We start from the raw sequence: 17,445 nt of genomic DNA, 5'->3' as shown, positions 1-17,445 counted from the left end.
ACTATTGAGCCTTAAGTAGTGTTTCCACAACATTGAGAGATTTTCTTGCTAACGTACTCGCTAAGCTCATCGTAATAGAATAATCGCTAAGTTCTATTTGTAAATTTGTATAACTTTGGGCATCACCTAATTGGCTTAATGTTGTTAACTTTTCTTGTATCTTTTTTTCATATTGCATACTGCTAATAATGCCATTTACCATGATAGTCGATAAACTATCATCACTTGTATCTTGTAGTTCTTTGGTTAAATTAACCGGAATAATAGGTGCAATAGCCATACATAATCTCCGTAAAACTTATGTTAACGCATATTACCAATAATGCTCATTGCTAAATCTTTAACGACTTTGATTGATGTAGATTGGGCATTACGTGTAATATTATATTCAGCAAGTTTGGCTTGATATTCGGCTAATGCAGCAGCATTAGATGTATCAGCCTTTAATGCTTCTAAAGCTTTTGATAAATTATTACTTTGGGTTCTTACAGGTTTATGAAAATATTGGTCAACTTTGTTAATTGAACTTACATCTGTTTCAACAAGACTCGCAGCCATAAATTACTCCTTTGTACTTAAATTTATTATGTTACTCATCATAGCTTGATTATCCTTGAGGAAAATAACGATGCTGATTATCAAGAAAAATATATCCATCATCTTCTTGTAGCATTGCTTTATTTTTCAAGTTGATATTAACTTTATTTTCACGATAAAAAATAAATTTTCTTCCAAAAATAGCTGCCTGTTTTTTTATATAAGCATTAAATTTTTCTTTGTCATTTACACTTAGTTCATCATCAAAGATAAAAATTAAGCCGTTATTTTTTTCTTCAATAGTATATCCTATTGTTTTAGTGAAATTTAGCTTGTTTATCTCTTCAACAATTTTAGCAATTGATAACTCTTTTATGATTGGCTGACAATTTTTGGGGAAATTGTCATTGATAGCTTGAATGATTTTTAACTTTTCATTTTTATTATAATAAAAAAAACTCACTATAGGTTTAGTGTTGTCTTTTAAAGTAACGTGAATTTTATTATTAGTTGCTAATTTGATAATCTTTTCTTTGTTCAAAAATGAAATTTTTGTTTTTGAATCACTATCTTTTATTAAATTTTTAGAAGAGTAAGGTTCAGTGTAAATACATAAATAACCATTTTCTCCTTTAAATTCATTTGAATATAAACTTTTAAACGCTAATTCCTTTGGTTTATTTTCTAATGGTTGTGAGAAATTCATAAAAGTAAATGATACTATGAAAAATACAATAACCAATATAAATGATACAATGATTTTTCTATTAATTGTCCATTTTTTTGAATTTAAATCAAAAGATGTTATAGACAAATCATCTTTCTGACTAATTAAGAAAATAGGAAAATTGTTGATATATATAGGCTTATCGAGTTCTAATGGTAGTTCTTTGCTAATTTCTTTAGAAATTAAACCATCTTCTATTTTATATTTATTATTTTTTGTATTATGCTCATCAAGCATAATCGTAATTATCTTTTCATGTTCTTTCTTGTTGCAAGGAATGTAAAGTGTTAATTTCTCATTTTCTATTTTATTTTCAATATGTTCTTTACTATGTAGAATTAATGAGTATTGATTAGGTAGTAAAGGCGTTATTATCCCTTTTAAAGGACCACTGAGAACATAAATATAATACAGCATAGAGTTAACCCAATAATAAATGTTAATTAATTCATGTTATAAATATATTTTAGTTATATAAATAATGAAATTCTTTAAAAAAACATAGGTGTTTTATTTGAAAATAAATGTTGATATATTACTGTTGTTTTTTTAATAATAACCAATGAGAATTGTTATTTATTTTTAAAGTTAATTCTAGGCTATATTATTATAGTGTTCTATAAATGATGGCTATAATAACATTTTGAAAAATAGTTTGTTTTTTTAAACCTTTAATAGATTATAAGTATAGGTTGAGGTATTTACCATGTTAATAAATGATATAAAAATAAGTGGCGATAAAAATATTTTATCAGGGAATTTATTATTCATGTGTATTCCTTTAAATGATGAATATCCAATAAGAATATACGATGATAAAACGACTAAAATCATAAAGGGAAAGGCTTTTATTTATAATTCAAAAAATGAAAATGTTATTTTTCAATCAGAAAATCAGTCATGGCGTATTGAAAAGAGATCATTTTTTATTTGTGCCAGATTATTGGCATTTATTGATTATGCTAGAGATTTTTCAAAAATGACAGCAGTTGGCACTAATTTTGATATTAATCAACAAATTTTTTATATAAAAGAGGGGAGTGGAACATTAGAACATCTGATTATTAATGAGGCACTGAAAGATGAAAGCCAATTAGAACCTCTTTTTGTGACAATAAGACACAGTGAAAGTTACTGGCTTATATTACATCTGATTAGTTATTTGGATGAGAAAAAAAGCAATATTGCACAAATAGGTGAACGATATGGTGTATCAGGGACACATTTTAGACGGCTGTGTAAACGTTATTTAGGTAATTGTGGCAAAAGTCAATTACGTTCATGGCGTGCGGCATCTTCTATTTTGACAACGCTATCAACAGATGAATCATTGACTCAGATTGCAGTCGATAATGGTTTTAGTTCAGCATCTCATTTTTCTAATGAAATTAAGACATTATTTGGTATTACACCAACTGAATTTCGGCGAATTGGCCAATATCTTTATGAACATAAAAAATAAAATTTACTGTATCATTGGAATTATCATTTTTTATAGCTTCTTTTTGCCAACTCAAGCGGCAGAAGGAAAGGTTATTTATACACATCAGGTTAAAAAACCTGATGTTTTTGTTGCGGTAAATACACATATTGAACAGTTTTTCCTAGTGCTATCAGATAAATTAAATAAACCTTTTATTCTAAGCAGCGCAGTAAAAAAAGAGCGGATCAGTGGGAAATTTGATATTTCTTCACCTGAAGACGCCTTTGAATTAATGGTAAAACGTTTGTCATTACTTTATTTTAATGACGGAGAATCTATTTATATTTATCGCGATAATGAGATACAGCAACAGCTATTTCAAGTGAAAAATATCAGCTTGAGTAAACTGAAAGAGTATCTACAAGATGTTGGATTATATGATCTCCGCTACCCATTACGTGCAGGTCACGATCAGCGTACTTTTTATCTCTCAGGTCCTCCTATTTATATTAGCCTAGTTAAGGCTGCTGCTGAGCTTTTGGATAATGATGTACAAGAACAAATTAATGAAAATATCAATAATCAAGTTCCAACCGGAAGCTCTCGTTATGGCGATGAGTTTGTGCAGATATTTCCATTAAAAAACACTTTTGTACAAGATAGAACCTATATATTACGTGATGAAAAAGTGGTTTTACCAGGTATAACAACGGTTTTGCAACAGCTATTTATGCCATCGGGAGAGAAAGAAAAAACAGTCAGAAGAGCACGTGAGATTATCGAAGATAATGATAAATATCAGGATGATAAAATTACCAACGATATACAAGATACTCATTCACCGATTATCACTCAAATGGGCAAATATAATGTTGAGCTCGTTCCTTTACCAGGATCAAATAGCCTGTTGGTTAAAACGAGTCGAGAAGGTTTAGCTTTAGTTAGCTCACTTATTTCACAATTAGATAAACCGAAAAGACAAGTTGAGTTGTCATTATGGATAATTGATATTTCTAAAAGTAAAGCCGATAGTTTGGGGGTGAATTGGCAGGGGAGTTATGGCTCGGGTAAAAATACATTTTTCTTTAATACCGCTAGCTTAAGTGCTGTATCTGGTTTTAGTTTTTTAAGTAAAATCAAAGCACTCAGTGAGGAAGGGGAAGCTAAAATGGTTTCTCGTCCTATTTTGTTAACTCAAGAAAATACTCCCGCCATATTTGATAATAACACCACCTTTTATACACAAATTAAAGGTGAGCGAGTTGCTTCATTAGAATCTACAACATTCGGCACTATGATCAGTGTGTTGCCTCGTATTAGTAATAGTAATCAAGAGATTGAGATGATTATCAATCTTGAAGATGGCGCCGAGAAAAAAAGTGATGATGAAGATAGAGAAGAAGGGATTGAAAAATTACCTGTTATTAATCGCACAAATATCAGCACCGTGGCGCGAGTTTCTGAAGGCGGTAGTTTATTAATTGGTGGATATACACGAGAAGATAACATAAAAGCAGAAAACAAAATTCCTTTTTTAAGTGCTATACCTTTAGTTGGCCGAGCATTTAGCTATCAGTCAGATAATAATAAAAAAATGGTGCGTATTTTTATGTTACAACCGCGTTTATTAGATAAAACTGATACGCACGGATTGGACTCTTTAACTGAACACCCATTTTTACCGATGGATAAAAAAACATCTCAAGCGCTAAAACAAATTCAGGCATTTATGAGGTGATATTATGATCGGGCCAATTAATACTTCTACTTCGACAAATGCTGCCAGCAATAGTGTTAGTAAAGAAAGTCAGCAAGAAATAGAATATAAGCAACCACAAATAAACGAAAGTGAAAATTATCAAAATCAATTAATAGAAATATCTGATGATATGTCTATGGTGGCAACTCTTTTTTCTCAGCGATTAGGTAAATTATTAGATAAAAAAGCCAATAAAGGGCAAGAAGCTTTATATATTGCAGAAGATGGTGCTGATGAGAAACTTGATAAGGTGATGCTTCAATTTAGAAAATCGGGGAGAAGTTTACAGGAATTATTGCAATATTTACGTAAAATGTTCCCTGATCCTAGTGATCTCGTTATGGTTTTACGAGAATTACTTAGGAAAAAAAAATTAGGTGCACAATTAGATGCAGGTATTGAAAATGAGATCAATAGGTTACTTGCAGGTGAGGAGGGTAAGCAAATTAAGGCGGGCATTAATATTGCCCTTCAAGCTAAAGCCTTTGCTAAATTACTTTGTTTAGATGCATCAGTATTAAGAGACCTTTACCGTAGTTACATTATTCTGGATATTGAGCCTATTTATTTTTTCAAAATGTGGATAGAAAAATATGATATAAAAAAATGTTCAATTATTTTGAATTTTCTAACACAGAGCTTGATTTGTGATATGAAATCGTTAATGCCAAGTTGCTCCCAAAGCTCAGAGTTTGGTTATCTTTTGGAAAAGGTAAATAAATTACGATTATTATATAGCTTTATAGAAATGAATATAGAAAATTTAGTTAAAGAAGATTTAAAGAGTTTTATAAAAGAAGATGATTTTTATCAACTAACTATTAATGGAATGATATCTCCAGAACAAATGGAAAAATATTTAATATCACTTATGGATAATCAATGGAAAGGTTATTTTATTAAAATAAAAATGAGGTTGCTACAACAGTTAAAGACAATGTTCAATAAATATCCTGAATTATTATACTTATCTGATGATTTTAGAAATGAATGCCAAATAATGATACAAAAAATTATAGATAATTATATTAAGCAAGAGCAATATCAATTAAGAAAATAAAAAACAATTAATTATTGGCAAAGTTTATGATTTATAAGTTTCTATTAGCAATAAAAAACAAACCAGAACTTATCGTACTATCAGTGATGATACTGGTTATAATGATGTTAATTATACCTTTGCCAACTTATTTGGTCGACTTTCTTATAGGTTTAAATATTACTATTGCACTTCTTATCTTCATGAGTTCATTTTATATTAAACGTATACTGAACTTTATGACATTTCCTGCATTATTGCTTATAACAACTCTTTTCCGGCTTGCTTTGTCAATAAGCACTAGCCGTCTTATATTATTAGATGCCGATGCAGGAGAGATTATTACCTCATTTGGTGAGTTTGTCATTGGTGAAAATCTTGTTGTAGGTTTTGTTGTCTTTTCCATTGTGACCATAGTGCAATTTCTAGTGATTACTAAAGGATCTGAACGAGTAGCGGAGGTCGCTGCTCGTTTCTCTTTGGATGGTATGCCTGGAAAGCAAATGAGTATTGATGCTGATTTAAAATCAGGGATCATTACGAATGAAGAAGTTCAGATCAGAAGAAAAGAGTTAGGACAAGAGAGTCAATTATATGGTTCATTTGATGGTGCCATGAAATTTATAAAAGGGGATGCGATAGCTGGCATTGTCATTATCTTCGTGAACTTAATTGGTGGCATATCGGTAGGTATGGCTCAAATGGGGTTATCTATTACAGAGGCATTACATACATATACACTTTTAACGATAGGGGATGGATTAGTTGCACAAATTCCTGCTTTACTGATCTCTATTAGTGCCGGATTTATTGTAACACGTGTCGGTGGTGAAAATAATAATTTGGGTTATAGCATTATGAATGAGCTATTGGCACAAGATTTTGCCTTGCTTGTTACGGCTATTTTGGCTTTTGGTATTGGTTTTTTACCTGGATTTCCCACACCTGTTTTTCTTATTTTATCTGCAATGCTTGGCGTCTACTTTTTTAAAATAAAATGGAAGAATAGTAAAAAAGAATATAAAAAAGAAGATGAAAAAGATAATCTTAATGCTACTAATGCCGACAGTAAAAAAGGACTTATGTCAAATTTATTTTCTGGTAAACATGATCAAGAAATAGATAATAGTTTATTAACAGAAAATATTACCTTATCACAAGCTGAAACTTTGCCATTAATCATCACTCTTTCTACTAAGAAAAAACCATATTTAACAAAAATAGTTTTTGAAAAATGGTTACAAAAAGAATTTATTTTACAATATGGTATATTATTACCAGATATTGTGATCCACTATTCAGATAAAATAGATGACGATAAAATTATTATTTTAATTAATGAAGTTAAAGCAAAAGAACTTAATTGTCCTTTTCCTCTTTTTCATATAGAAAATCCTAATGATGAATTGTTCTCTTTAGGCTTTAACTTAATAAGTATTGAAGATGATAATAAAACCCATTATTGGATTGAGCGTGATGATGAATCTAAGTTAGCGCCATTAGGTTACAAAGCGGAACGTTCAGAAAGTTACTTTTATAGGAAATTCTCTGATCTGATCACATTAAATATTACAGAGTTTCTTGGTATTCAAGAAACAAAAGATATCCTTGATAAATTAGAAAAGAGTGCCCCTGAGCTTTTAAAAGAATGTTATAGACAAGTTTCTATTCAGAGGATAAATGATGTTTTGCAACGATTAGTACAAGAAAAAATTCCTATTAGAAACATAAAGACTATTATAGGGGGCTTAGTTCAATGGGGGAGCAAAGAAAAAGATCCCGTGCTACTTACAGAACACATTAGAACGCTTCTTGCTCGTTATATTAGTTATTTTTTTTCAACCGATGGGAAGTTTAATGCAATTATCTTATCTAACGATATGGAAGAGATAATTCGCAGTGGAATAAGACAAAGTTCTTCTGGCACATTATTGAATTTAGAACCAGCTGAATTAGATATGATAATAGAAAAAATATCTATGGTTATTGATGATATTAAATATATTCAGGATTATATATTTTTAACATCAATAGATATAAGGCGTTTTGTAAAAAAACTAATAGAAACTCAATATCCTCAAATACCGGTATTATCTTATGATGAGATAACATCTGATATTGAAATTAATGTATTACAATCTATTTAGGAGTGATTATGTCTTTTGATCTTGCTAGCTTACTTATGGATGCAATGAATGTTATTGGTCGGAATGATTTATTCTCAGGGGGGAAATCAATCGATAACCATTCAACCATTACCATTAGTTTAGGTGATATGCCAGATATTAATTTATTGGTTGTTGACGAGGTTCCTATGATTTGGTCGGTGCTTTGTGATTATGATGAAAAATTACTTACACAAATTAGTGCCGAATTATTATTAGATAGCATCAATAATCAAACAGAAAGTTTTTACCCTGGACAACCTGCCTTGGTGAGAATTGAGGACTCTTTAGAATTAAGAGCATCATTTATGCCAATTGCATTGCAAAATGGAGAAAGCATGGCAAGAGCCATTGATGACTATTTTCAAATTATGAATAGTATACACCAACGGTTTATTGGCTAAATAATGAACGCCCGATTTCTAATGTTTCATAACGCCGCGCATCCTTTACGAATACAAGGAAATATTTTAGAAGTGATGTTACGTGATGTTTTTATTGGGGAGGTCTGCCAACTAAAAGAGAATATTTTCAGTGAAAATATTCTCGGTGAAGCTATTGTTATTGGGTTTCATAATAACATAGCAATATTAAGTATGATGGGAAGCGCTCAAGGTTACTCTTTACAAATTATAGTTGAGCCAACAGGAAAAACATTCTCAGTTGCCCTAGGCCCACATATATTAGGTAGTATGATTGATAGTAAAGGGAATTGCTTATTACGATTTAATACAGAAATAGCAGAGAAGACCTTTAATACCTTATGTCCTATCGAAGGTCGGCCACCTTTGTTTAGTGATAGGCTGCCTATTACAACACTATTTAAGTCAGGTATACGTGCTATTGATGGATTATTAAGTTGTGGATTGGGGCAACGAATGGGGATTTTTGCTAGTGCAGGAACAGGTAAAACGATGTTAATGAATATGATTATCCGTTTTGCACAGGCCGATGTTTTTGTTATTGGCTTGATTGGTGAACGAGGAAGAGAAGTTACAGAGTTTATTGAAGAATTAAAGCAACATAAGCGATGTGAAAATACGGTTTTAATTTGCTCAACTTCAGAACAATCAGCGGTAGAAAGGTGTAATGCGGCTTTAGTAGCAACAACAGTTGCCGAATATTTTCGTCAACAAGGAAAAAATGCCGTTTTATTTATTGATTCTATGACTCGTTATTGTCGAGCGTTAAGGGATATCGCATTAACAGCGGGTGAGTTGCCCGTACGTAAAGGATATCCAGCATCTGTATTTGATAAACTTCCCGCTATTTTAGAGCGTCCAGGGGTGACAAAAACAGGCTCTATTACGGCATTTTATACTGTTTTATTAGAGAGTGATGATGAGCCTGATGCGATCGGTGAAGAAATTCGTTCTATTTTAGATGGACATATTTATTTATCTCGAAAAATAGCAGCATCAGGGCACTATCCTGCTATTGATGTATTAGGTAGTGTGAGTCGGGTTTTTCAACAAGTCACTGATAGTAAACAACAAAAATCTGCTTTAAAAATAAGACAAATATTGATGCGATTACAAGATGTTAAGTTATTGCAAGAGTTAGGAGAATATCATGAAGGAGATAACGAATTAAATGATATCGCGGTAAGAAAACAAGCCAAGATAGAGAGCTTTCTTACTCAATCCTTTAAAGAAAAAGCCGATTTTCAACAAACATTAGAACAAATGTATGAGATTACCGCCTAAGCATCAAGCATTGATTAGTGCCATTGCCCAACGGCAAAAAAAAATAGAAAAAGAACAATTAAAATATAAAAAATTTATTACAGAAGCTGAACAGAAGAAAAAAGAGCAAGAGCAATTAATTAGTGCTTTAAAGAGTGAAGTACCCGCTTATGAAAAAGCCGGTATTTATTCAATTCATTCGTTTCATCAACAAAGAAGGAAGCAAGCTATTGTTTTACATTCAATAAATTTTTATGTCGCTCAAGTTGAAGAAATAAAGGATAAACTGAATGATTTAGAAAAAGAGAGTGAGGCGCTAAAAAAACAACGACAAAAGGCCGTCAAAAAACAAAATAAAATGACACTTTATTTTGAAAGAAAAGCATTAGAGAAAGAGTTATATATTGAAAGGTTAGAGCAGAATGAAATACAGGAGATAGCATTATATGGTTCAGGGAATATCTAACTCAAATAAGATGACGCTATCTAGTGAAACAAAAGAAAGTGATATTCCAACTGAGTCTTATAGCGTAAATAGGTATTTGAATAAATGTCAGCTTACACCTGAAAGTATAAAAAAATTAGCAGAACAATTTGATATACTTAAAAAAATAGCGAGTTTAAAAGACAATATTGCCAGTTATAAAGATGAGCAAGAGCTTCAGGAAGATAAAACGCCAGAAAATTATGAAGGTTTGCTATTAAGTCATCGATATTTATTATCATCTGCTGGTTCTAAAACTAAAAAAATATCTTTAGATATAAATATAAAAAAAGGATTTAACTCTCTATATATAGGAAGAAAAGAAAAAAAAGCACAGCTCACTGATCAGCGAATAAATAAGAAAACATCTAAGATAGATAAATACAAACTACAACCCCATGTAGGAACAGAAGAAAAAACTGTCATTAAAGGAATAATAAGAAAAAACAATGTTAAAACGATGGTTAATGAATTCTTATCGGCAAAAAAGAGTTCAGCATTTCCTATTTTCGTAGATAAAAAAATAAATCAACAACGGTATATTAAGTTAGCAGAAAAAATAATTAAAAAAGAATCCGTTAATAATGATAATGTTGATTTAGTTAGCAGTACAACTAAGCAGGAAGAGCAGGCTTCAGTTAATCAGAGAGATAATAATAGTGGATACAAGAATATTGAGTCTAGTATGGCAATGCCGCTAAATAACATATCAAAAGTTGATATAAAAGAAGAGTCGGAAATTTATCAAGAAAATCTCAATGAAACTAATAAAGTTGTTCCTTTTCCTTCGCAAGTTACACCAATAAAAACGGTAATTGCATTACCAAAAGTAGCCAAAATGGTTTCACAGCTACCTGCTTGGCAAGTAATAGATAAAAAAATATCTATGTTGACTCTACCACCCAGCATTACTTATACATTTACAAAATGGAAGAGTCATTATCATCAGGCTAAAATTCATTTTATTGATAAACAGGTTCAATTAATTGCTTCCTCTGGACGCGTTTATCAAACAGCATTAGAGAATTTAAAGCAATATAATGGGGGATTATCCATAGATCTAACTAATAGCCATAAAAATAAATCGTGGTATATCAACTCTATTAATGCTATTTATGAAAGAGAGGATGAAAATGAATGAGTATTAACGTAGAGGTAGATAATAACCATAAAGAAACAAATAAAATTAATGACATGGTAATATTATCTTCTATCTTTGGTACAAAAAAAATAACAGAAAAACAGCTATATTTTGTATTGAGATGTGAGAATAAATTAGGAACCTTAACGGCATTAATTTCAGTTAGTCAAGTCATGGATAACTTATATCCTGAAAAAAAAATTGATTGGGAATTAGTACCTGAAAACTATTTGATTGCTCTTTTTTCACAATCTTTATCAACATTATTATTTCCTTTTTCTAAAGAACCAATGTCATTATGTGTTGATAATATCTGTTTAGGCGCTGAAAAAGGAGCTTACTATCCTCGTGTAGATACGACATTAGGTCATGTTTTTATTTGCGATATTAAATGGAAATATGAACTGACAGTATTTCCAAAAAATAAAATAGGTTTTATAACAAGTTTTATTTTAGGTTACAGTAAAATATCACTTTCATTATTAAAAACAATATTACCAGGGGATATTTTAATAATAGATGATATTCATTTTTCTTTTAATGTTGGTGATAGAAAATATTTTTATTTTTCATGGGATGAGGGTAATTGTGTGACATTAGATGCTATTGTTGAAAATAGTGAAGAAAATGAAGAGGATGAGCAAAACGATGCCATAATAGAAGATAGCATTGATTTAGCTCAATCACTTGATTTAAATTCAATTGGCGCTATTCCGATTACAATATCTTTTCTTTTAGCCAATAAAACATTATCAATTGATCAACTTGAAGAATTAACACCAGGGAAGAAATTTATTTTACCTGATAATGCCATTCGTCATATTAATATTTTAGCAAATGGTAAAGCTATTGCCCAAGGAGAATTAATCAAAATTAAAGATATGTTAGCGGTAGAAATTAATAAATTATCTATAAAATGCGAATAACATATGGAAAGCTCAACACAATTAATCTTGATCCTAGCTCTTGCCACATTGGCTCCTTTTATTATTGCTGCAGGAACTTGTTATTTAAAGTTTTCTATTGTTTTAGTTATGACTCGTAATGCATTAGGTGTACAGCAAGTTCCTTCTAATATGGTACTTAATGCTATCGCTTTAATGATGGCTCTTTTTGTTATGACACCAATTACTAAAAACATTTGTTACTATATTATTGAAAATAAAGTGGATATGTCATCTCCAGATGCGATTGAGTCATTTTCAAATGAGGCGTTAGGCGATTATAAAAAATACCTTTATCATTACTCAGATCCTGATTTATTAGCTTTTTTTGAACAAGCGCAAGAGAATAGACCGAATAGTGATGGTGATAAAGAAAACATAGAAAATTCACTCTTATCATTATTACCGGCATATGCACTTAGTGAGATAAAATCTGCTTTTATTATAGGTTTCTATCTTTATTTGCCTTTTATTGTTATTGACTTAGTTGTCTCATGCATTTTATTAGCATTAGGTATGATGATGATGAGCCCTATTACATTATCTGTACCTTTAAAACTTATTTTATTTATCGCCATGGATGGTTGGGGACTATTATCTAAAGGACTCATTAATCAATATCTTGATTTGATGGCGGTGAACTAGTGGATATGGTTTATGCGGCTAATAAAGCTATTTATTTGATTATATTGCTTTCAGCTGCGCCTATTGCTATCGCGACCTTTATTGGATTGCTTATTGGGCTATTGCAAACGATCACACAGATACAAGAGCAAACTTTACCTTTTGGTGTCAAGCTTGTGGGGGTTTTTGTTTGTTTACTTATGATGATGGGATGGATGGGAGATAAGTTACTAATTTATGCTAAAGAGATGTTGACGATTGGGTTAGCAGGGTAACTATCATGCTAGTACTGTTGCAATATATACAATCTTATTTAATCGATATTTTTTTGCTCATTGCTAGATTATTTCCTATTTTTATGTTTATTCCATTCCTCAATAGTCGAGTTCTCAATAGTCAATTATTAAAATATATTATTATTTTTTATATAGCATTAGGAATAAAACCTAGTATCACGATAACTGGGATTTTAAGAGAGACTTGGGCTATTGTTCTAATTAGTGAGTTAATTATAGGTCTAGTCATCGGCTTGCTACTTGCCACGCCATTTTGGATAGCTTCTGCGTTTGGCGAATTCGTTGATAATCAAAGAGGAGCAAGCATAGGAGATACAATTAATCCTACTACAGGTATTGAATCGTCAGAATTTGCGTCATTAACGGGATTGTTTTGTATGGCCTATTTTTTAGCTACAGGTGGGCTCGTTGTTTTAATGAGTACCATAAAAGAGAGTTACGATGTTTTTCCTATTGGGTATGTTAATAAAAATATCGGTTACGATTTTATCGGTCATTGGCTAAATGATATGGTTAAAGTGGCGATTATTTTGGTTTCTCCTGTATTAATCATCATGTTCTTAAGTGAAGTTGCATTAGGGGTTTATTCATTATTTTGTCCTCAACTAAATGCATTTTCTCTCTCTCTTTGTATCAAAGGTATTATCGCTTTTTTAGTATTACTGCTCTTTTTTACCTCAGCGATGACGAATGAATTATATCATTTTTTTAACAGTAGATACTTTTATTCTATTTTTATGAGTATTTATCATGGCTGAGAAAACAGAAAAGCCAACACAGAAAAAGCTTGATGATTCAGCAAAAAAAGGACAATCGTTTAAAAGTAAGGAACTGATTTCTGGTTTAGTCTATTTCATCGGTGTTATATATTTATTTAATCAAGTGAAGCTGGATGAATTTAATCAATTTTATCAATCACTTTTACTGCATCCAACAGGTATTTCTTTAAAGAGTTATGTTGAAGTTATATCAAAATTATTCTTTGATATTGTACTACCGATCATTATTGTGACTTTTTTATCTGGCGCAATCCCTTCTTTATTTAGCTCCAATTTTAAACTTGCCACTGAAGCAATTAAAATTGATTTTAATCATATTAACCCCATTTCTGGATTTAAAAAAATATTTAGCATAAGAACAATAAAAGATTTTTTAAAAACACTATTATTTATTATTATATTTTTAATAACTTGTTATGTTTTCATGATTTTACATATGGGGGAAGTCGTTATACTATATCGCGCTGATTTAGAGGGGGTGATTGATAAATGGTGCTCATTAGTTGTTAGTTTTATATTTATATTTTTTATTTTATCGATACCTATTCTTATTTTAAATATTATTGCTGATTTCTTTTTATTCATAAAAGATATGATGATGGAAAAACATGAAGTTAAGCAAGAACATAAAAATATGGAAGGAAATCCAGAAATAAAATCGGTACGTAGACAACTTCATCAAGAATTACTCGATGAGCCAATGAAACGTGTGATCCGCGACTCATCAGCTGTTATTGTCAATCCCACACATGTCGCGGTAGGTATCTACTTCGATCCTGATAATGGCATAATGCCAATAGTTTCATTGAGTTGTACTAATGCTAAAGCATTAGCGGTAAAGGCTTATGCCAAAAAAGTTGGCACGCCCGTTATTCGTTATCCTGAATTAGCAAGAAAGCTACATCATAAATATCATTTATTTGAAGTGATAATAGATCAAGATTTATTAGATGTTATGGATGTTCTTATTTGGCTAAAAAGAGTAGAAATTGAAGGGTTATCTCGAGAAGAAATGGACTATATCAATAATTAATAAATTTAGTCGAAATATTTATAGTTATGAATATAGACGTGTGTTTTATTAAAGTGGGTAATTAATAATTAAGTTAGAATATTATTATTAATTATTCATCATAGATGAAAGGATTATCATAATGTCAGCATATGAAAAAATGTCAGAAAAAGAATTAGATCAGCTCGCAAACTACATTGTTTCTATTGTACAAAATGGCGCATCTATCAAAGATGAAAGTGAAATTCCAGATGGATTTATGGAAGGGATCTATTCATTTGCGTATGATTTTTATCAGAAAGGGAAGTTAGATGAAGCTGAGGCGATTTTTAAGTTTTTATGTCTCTATGATTTTTATAATGTTGATTACATTATGGGACTTGCTGCAGTTAATCAATTAAAAAAGCAATATCAAGCAGCTATCGATCTTTATGCTTTAGCTTATCTAAATGCTAAAAATGATTATCGACCTGTTTTTTATGCTGGACAATGTAATTTATCAATTGGTGAAAAAGAAAAAGCTAAATATTGTTTTCATCAGGTGGCTCAAAATATTAATGATCAAACGATAAAAGAGAAGGCTAATAGCTATTTAGAGCTATTAAAAGATATTCCTCTTGTTGTCCTTAATAAAGAGGAAGAAAAGGAAGAAAAGGAATAATAGTATGAATAAGATTAATCAAAGTAATGAACATAGTAGATTAGCTTCGCCTTTTGTTTCTGAAGAAGTAAAAAATGTTATTAAAAATACTACTAAGCAAGCAAATGCAATTAATAATATAAGTAATTATGTGACTACTCAACAACAGAAGGAGAATCAAAGTAAGTTTGATATACCACTTCTTAGAGTACCTCATGAACAGGAGAGGAATGCGAAAAGAATTAATATTCAAGATGATCCACAATATAAAATAACGACATTTTCACCAGAAAATAATGAAGGCAATACTAAGCCTTCCTTAGCAGAAGAAGAACCGAAGAATAATAAAAAAAAAGATGATCATCTAGACGTATCTGCACAACAAAATCCATCATTACCTTCTTCCGACCCCGATCATTTAGAAAATAAAAAATCCAACAAAGATTATGATTTTTTATTTTTACAATTATCTTACCAGCATGTTATACATGAAGATATTTTGAATAAAATTAAAGATCCAGAGAAATTTGATTATTACAGAGATAAATTACAAAAGCTATCTAATGGCATAGATGATTTAAAAGAACTTTTTAAATCTGGCTTCAATGAGCTTGATAAAACCAAAGGTGCTTTTGTTGATTACTGGATGGAAGTTTATAGCCAAATAAAAGAAAAGAATTTCAAAAAAGAGTCTGAAGTTAAAAGTTTTTTAAATAATTGCAATATTCCTGATTCATTAATTCAACAATTATTATTAGGAAATATTCACTCTAAAGCGGATATGGAAAAAGCCCTTGAAGATGTTTTCCCTTTCTTAAATTTTCCGAGTGATTTTTCTAAGCTTTCATTAGATGAACTAGATAATTTATCTAAAAAATTAGATAGTTTTTTTGATGATTCTTTTAATTACCTACCAAATATTTCTTTAAGTGAAGATAAAATCAATAAAATTACTTCACATGTTGATGAATTAAAGGCATTGATCAACAAAAAAGAAAATGAATCAATAAAAAAACAATTAGCAGAAATAAGAGATCTATTTAAAGAACTGACTATTTCACAAAGTTCATTGGAGCTTGAAATAGCATCTAACTCTTTATCCGGTATGTCATTACTAACATTTCTGTTATCTAAGACACGTGAGCTGACGTTAAAGGTCATGTTACATCGTTCGGAAAGTGAACAAAAACTTTTTAATGAAATGCAAGAGGTGACTGAAAAATCACTTAAAGATAAAGTTGAAGAGCAAAAATCATTAATCAAAAAACAAGAAGAAATTCAGTTTTGGGCTGGTATTGGTTTAAAAATATTAGGTGGATTATTAACGCTTGTTGCAGGTGTTTCTTCTATTTTTACCGCTGGCTCTTCAATGGTATTAGTAGGAGTCGCAACAACCTTATTTGTTGCTGATACTGGGTTAACTATTGCTGATGAGGTGTATCAATCTATTCATAATAAATCTTTTATGGATGAGATTATGCAACCCATATCAGATGCGGTTATGGAAGCTATCGATAAGGTTAGTGATTTTTTAGTGAGTTTAGTTAATAGTTCTTTGGATGGACTCAAAGAATTAGGGCTAGATAAAAAAATCATCGAAGAGATGAAGAATTCAATACAAGACAAATTGAAAATGGCAACTAAAATACTTGTCACAGTCGTTTTATTTGTTGCCGCTACGGCATTGAGTTTTGTTATTGGGCCTGCCATGAAAGGTATTTCAGATGCGGTTAATAAAATATCGAATCAGCAAATTAGACAAATACTAAAAAAAGTTCTTAATGATGGACTTGAAGCGGTATTGGGGAAAATGATCAAAGATATCATCATTAAAGCGCTTGAAGAAGCACTGGAAAAAGTGGATAAGCAGTTAGCTAAAGAAATTTCTAAAAAAGCAAGTATTATGTTGAATAGAACGGTGGTTGCTTCTAAGTTAACCAATTCAGCAGCAACAAATACTGTTAATATTTATGGTTCTGTTATCGCGTCAAAAATAATCCAGTCTATTGCCGGTAGTAAAAAATTAACTGCAGTTTTAGATATTATTCAAAAATTAATGGATAAGATAATGGAAACTTATCATGAGAATATTGATTCTATAACAGATATTTTAAAAAACCTCAGCGATAAATCTTCAGCAAGTAATAAATTAAAATCAGACATGATAAGAAATATATCTATTTAAATAAA

18 protein-coding genes are annotated in these 17,445 nt (G+C 30.6%); 15 read left to right on the top strand and 3 right to left on the bottom strand.

The window, feature by feature from the left end; genetic code table 11:
* Position 1: 1 nt before the first annotated feature.
* Genes sctI through GWI58_RS04835 form a run of 3 tightly spaced genes read right to left on the bottom strand, consistent with a single transcriptional unit; the run spans position 2 to position 1,681 of the window.
* Positions 2–280: a type III secretion system inner rod subunit SctI gene (gene sctI / locus GWI58_RS04845; protein WP_094959348.1), complete on the bottom strand. Its 279-nt coding sequence runs from the start codon at positions 278–280 to the stop codon at positions 2–4.
* Positions 281–303: 23 nt separating this feature from the next.
* A complete protein-coding gene (gene sctF / locus GWI58_RS04840) occupies positions 304–558 on the bottom strand; it encodes a type III secretion system needle filament subunit SctF (protein ID WP_017827355.1) in 255 nt (84 codons plus the stop codon).
* A gap of 49 nt (positions 559–607) precedes the next feature.
* Positions 608–1,681 (bottom strand): hypothetical protein, encoded by a 1,074-nt coding sequence (locus GWI58_RS04835; protein WP_161768955.1) that lies wholly within the window; start codon positions 1,679–1,681, stop codon positions 608–610.
* 289 nt (positions 1,682–1,970) lie between these two features.
* Here GWI58_RS04835 and GWI58_RS04830 point away from each other — a divergent pair, with 289 nt between their 5' ends.
* The 15 genes from GWI58_RS04830 to sctE all read left to right on the top strand — a co-directional run bounded on the left by GWI58_RS04830 (position 1,971) and on the right by sctE (position 17,440).
* On the top strand, positions 1,971–2,726 hold the full coding sequence (locus GWI58_RS04830) for a helix-turn-helix domain-containing protein (RefSeq protein WP_004245842.1): 756 nt from the start codon (positions 1,971–1,973) through the stop codon (positions 2,724–2,726).
* Complete coding sequence (sctC, locus tag GWI58_RS04825; protein WP_161768954.1) at positions 2,710–4,425, top strand: type III secretion system outer membrane ring subunit SctC; 1,716 nt, start codon at positions 2,710–2,712, stop codon at positions 4,423–4,425. The genes GWI58_RS04830 and sctC overlap by 17 nt, the downstream gene beginning before the upstream one ends.
* A gap of 4 nt (positions 4,426–4,429) precedes the next feature.
* Positions 4,430–5,506 carry a type III secretion system gatekeeper subunit SctW gene (sctW, locus tag GWI58_RS04820; protein WP_094959345.1) on the top strand — a complete coding sequence of 359 codons (1,077 nt, stop codon included), beginning with the start codon at positions 4,430–4,432 and terminating at the stop codon, positions 5,504–5,506.
* Between the two features lie 26 nt (positions 5,507–5,532).
* On the top strand, positions 5,533–7,632 hold the full coding sequence (locus GWI58_RS04815; RefSeq protein ID WP_161768953.1) for an EscV/YscV/HrcV family type III secretion system export apparatus protein: 2,100 nt from the start codon (positions 5,533–5,535) through the stop codon (positions 7,630–7,632).
* A gap of 8 nt (positions 7,633–7,640) precedes the next feature.
* Complete coding sequence (locus tag GWI58_RS04810) at positions 7,641–8,054, top strand: type III secretion protein (RefSeq protein ID WP_004245838.1); 414 nt, start codon at positions 7,641–7,643, stop codon at positions 8,052–8,054.
* A 3-nt stretch (positions 8,055–8,057) separates the two neighbouring features.
* Positions 8,058–9,356 carry a type III secretion system ATPase SctN gene (sctN, locus tag GWI58_RS04805; RefSeq protein ID WP_036900336.1) on the top strand — a complete coding sequence of 433 codons (1,299 nt, stop codon included), beginning with the start codon at positions 8,058–8,060 and terminating at the stop codon, positions 9,354–9,356.
* The gene (locus GWI58_RS04800) at positions 9,340–9,801 is read left to right on the top strand and encodes a type III secretion protein (protein WP_161768952.1); all 462 of its coding nucleotides are present in this window, start codon (positions 9,340–9,342) and stop codon (positions 9,799–9,801) included. Before sctN ends, GWI58_RS04800 begins: the two co-directional genes overlap by 17 nt.
* Positions 9,782–10,960 (top strand): type III secretion protein, encoded by a 1,179-nt coding sequence (locus tag GWI58_RS04795; RefSeq protein ID WP_110229531.1) that lies wholly within the window; start codon positions 9,782–9,784, stop codon positions 10,958–10,960. The genes GWI58_RS04800 and GWI58_RS04795 overlap by 20 nt, the downstream gene beginning before the upstream one ends.
* Positions 10,957–11,886: a FliM/FliN family flagellar motor switch protein gene (locus GWI58_RS04790; RefSeq protein ID WP_094959341.1), complete on the top strand. Its 930-nt coding sequence runs from the start codon at positions 10,957–10,959 to the stop codon at positions 11,884–11,886. Before GWI58_RS04795 ends, GWI58_RS04790 begins: the two co-directional genes overlap by 4 nt.
* A 3-nt stretch (positions 11,887–11,889) precedes the next feature.
* Complete coding sequence (locus tag GWI58_RS04785; RefSeq protein ID WP_004249209.1) at positions 11,890–12,549, top strand: EscR/YscR/HrcR family type III secretion system export apparatus protein; 660 nt, start codon at positions 11,890–11,892, stop codon at positions 12,547–12,549.
* 5 nt (positions 12,550–12,554) lie between these two features.
* Positions 12,555–12,803, top strand: coding sequence for a type III secretion system export apparatus subunit SctS (gene sctS, locus GWI58_RS04780; RefSeq protein ID WP_004249210.1), 249 nt, complete (start codon positions 12,555–12,557; stop codon positions 12,801–12,803).
* Between the two features lie 5 nt (positions 12,804–12,808).
* On the top strand, positions 12,809–13,582 hold the full coding sequence (gene sctT, locus GWI58_RS04775) for a type III secretion system export apparatus subunit SctT (protein ID WP_049220661.1): 774 nt from the start codon (positions 12,809–12,811) through the stop codon (positions 13,580–13,582).
* Positions 13,575–14,636, top strand: a complete 1,062-nt coding sequence (locus GWI58_RS04770; protein WP_110229530.1) for an EscU/YscU/HrcU family type III secretion system export apparatus switch protein — start codon at positions 13,575–13,577, stop codon at positions 14,634–14,636. Before sctT ends, GWI58_RS04770 begins: the two co-directional genes overlap by 8 nt.
* A gap of 121 nt (positions 14,637–14,757) precedes the next feature.
* Positions 14,758–15,276: a type III secretion system translocator chaperone SicA gene (gene sicA / locus GWI58_RS04765; protein ID WP_004245829.1), complete on the top strand. Its 519-nt coding sequence runs from the start codon at positions 14,758–14,760 to the stop codon at positions 15,274–15,276.
* Positions 15,277–15,280: 4 nt separating this feature from the next.
* Complete coding sequence (gene sctE / locus GWI58_RS04760) at positions 15,281–17,440, top strand: type III secretion system translocon subunit SctE (RefSeq protein WP_161768951.1); 2,160 nt, start codon at positions 15,281–15,283, stop codon at positions 17,438–17,440.
* Positions 17,441–17,445 lie beyond the last annotated feature (5 nt).

Source organism: Proteus sp. G2674 (assembly GCF_009915195.1).
GTDB lineage: Bacteria > Pseudomonadota > Gammaproteobacteria > Enterobacterales > Enterobacteriaceae > Proteus > Proteus mirabilis.
Note: the sequence above shows the minus strand (reverse complement) of the source record. Positions and strands in the feature narration are given on the sequence as shown.

Excerpts from the sequence above, each read along its gene's own strand:
- sctT (WP_049220661.1), top strand. The coding sequence starts at position 12,809 with ATGCTAGTACTGTTGCAATATATACAATCTTATTTAATCGATATTTTT.
- sctW (WP_094959345.1), top strand. The coding sequence starts at position 4,430 with ATGATCGGGCCAATTAATACTTCTACTTCGACAAATGCTGCCAGCAAT.
- GWI58_RS04835 (WP_161768955.1), bottom strand. The coding sequence starts at position 1,681 with ATGCTGTATTATATTTATGTTCTCAGTGGTCCTTTAAAAGGGATAATA.
- sctF (WP_017827355.1), bottom strand. The coding sequence starts at position 558 with ATGGCTGCGAGTCTTGTTGAAACAGATGTAAGTTCAATTAACAAAGTT.
- GWI58_RS04815 (WP_161768953.1), top strand. The coding sequence starts at position 5,533 with ATGATTTATAAGTTTCTATTAGCAATAAAAAACAAACCAGAACTTATC.
- GWI58_RS04800 (WP_161768952.1), top strand. The coding sequence starts at position 9,340 with ATGAGATTACCGCCTAAGCATCAAGCATTGATTAGTGCCATTGCCCAA.
- GWI58_RS04830 (WP_004245842.1), top strand. The coding sequence starts at position 1,971 with ATGTTAATAAATGATATAAAAATAAGTGGCGATAAAAATATTTTATCA.
- GWI58_RS04810 (WP_004245838.1), top strand. The coding sequence starts at position 7,641 with ATGTCTTTTGATCTTGCTAGCTTACTTATGGATGCAATGAATGTTATT.
- sctC (WP_161768954.1), top strand. The coding sequence starts at position 2,710 with ATGAACATAAAAAATAAAATTTACTGTATCATTGGAATTATCATTTTT.
- GWI58_RS04785 (WP_004249209.1), top strand. The coding sequence starts at position 11,890 with ATGGAAAGCTCAACACAATTAATCTTGATCCTAGCTCTTGCCACATTG.
- GWI58_RS04795 (WP_110229531.1), top strand. The coding sequence starts at position 9,782 with ATGGTTCAGGGAATATCTAACTCAAATAAGATGACGCTATCTAGTGAA.
- sctS (WP_004249210.1), top strand. The coding sequence starts at position 12,555 with ATGGTTTATGCGGCTAATAAAGCTATTTATTTGATTATATTGCTTTCA.
- GWI58_RS04790 (WP_094959341.1), top strand. The coding sequence starts at position 10,957 with ATGAGTATTAACGTAGAGGTAGATAATAACCATAAAGAAACAAATAAA.
- sctE (WP_161768951.1), top strand. The coding sequence starts at position 15,281 with ATGAATAAGATTAATCAAAGTAATGAACATAGTAGATTAGCTTCGCCT.
- sctI (WP_094959348.1), bottom strand. The coding sequence starts at position 280 with ATGGCTATTGCACCTATTATTCCGGTTAATTTAACCAAAGAACTACAA.
- GWI58_RS04770 (WP_110229530.1), top strand. The coding sequence starts at position 13,575 with ATGGCTGAGAAAACAGAAAAGCCAACACAGAAAAAGCTTGATGATTCA.
- sicA (WP_004245829.1), top strand. The coding sequence starts at position 14,758 with ATGTCAGCATATGAAAAAATGTCAGAAAAAGAATTAGATCAGCTCGCA.
- sctN (WP_036900336.1), top strand. The coding sequence starts at position 8,058 with ATGAACGCCCGATTTCTAATGTTTCATAACGCCGCGCATCCTTTACGA.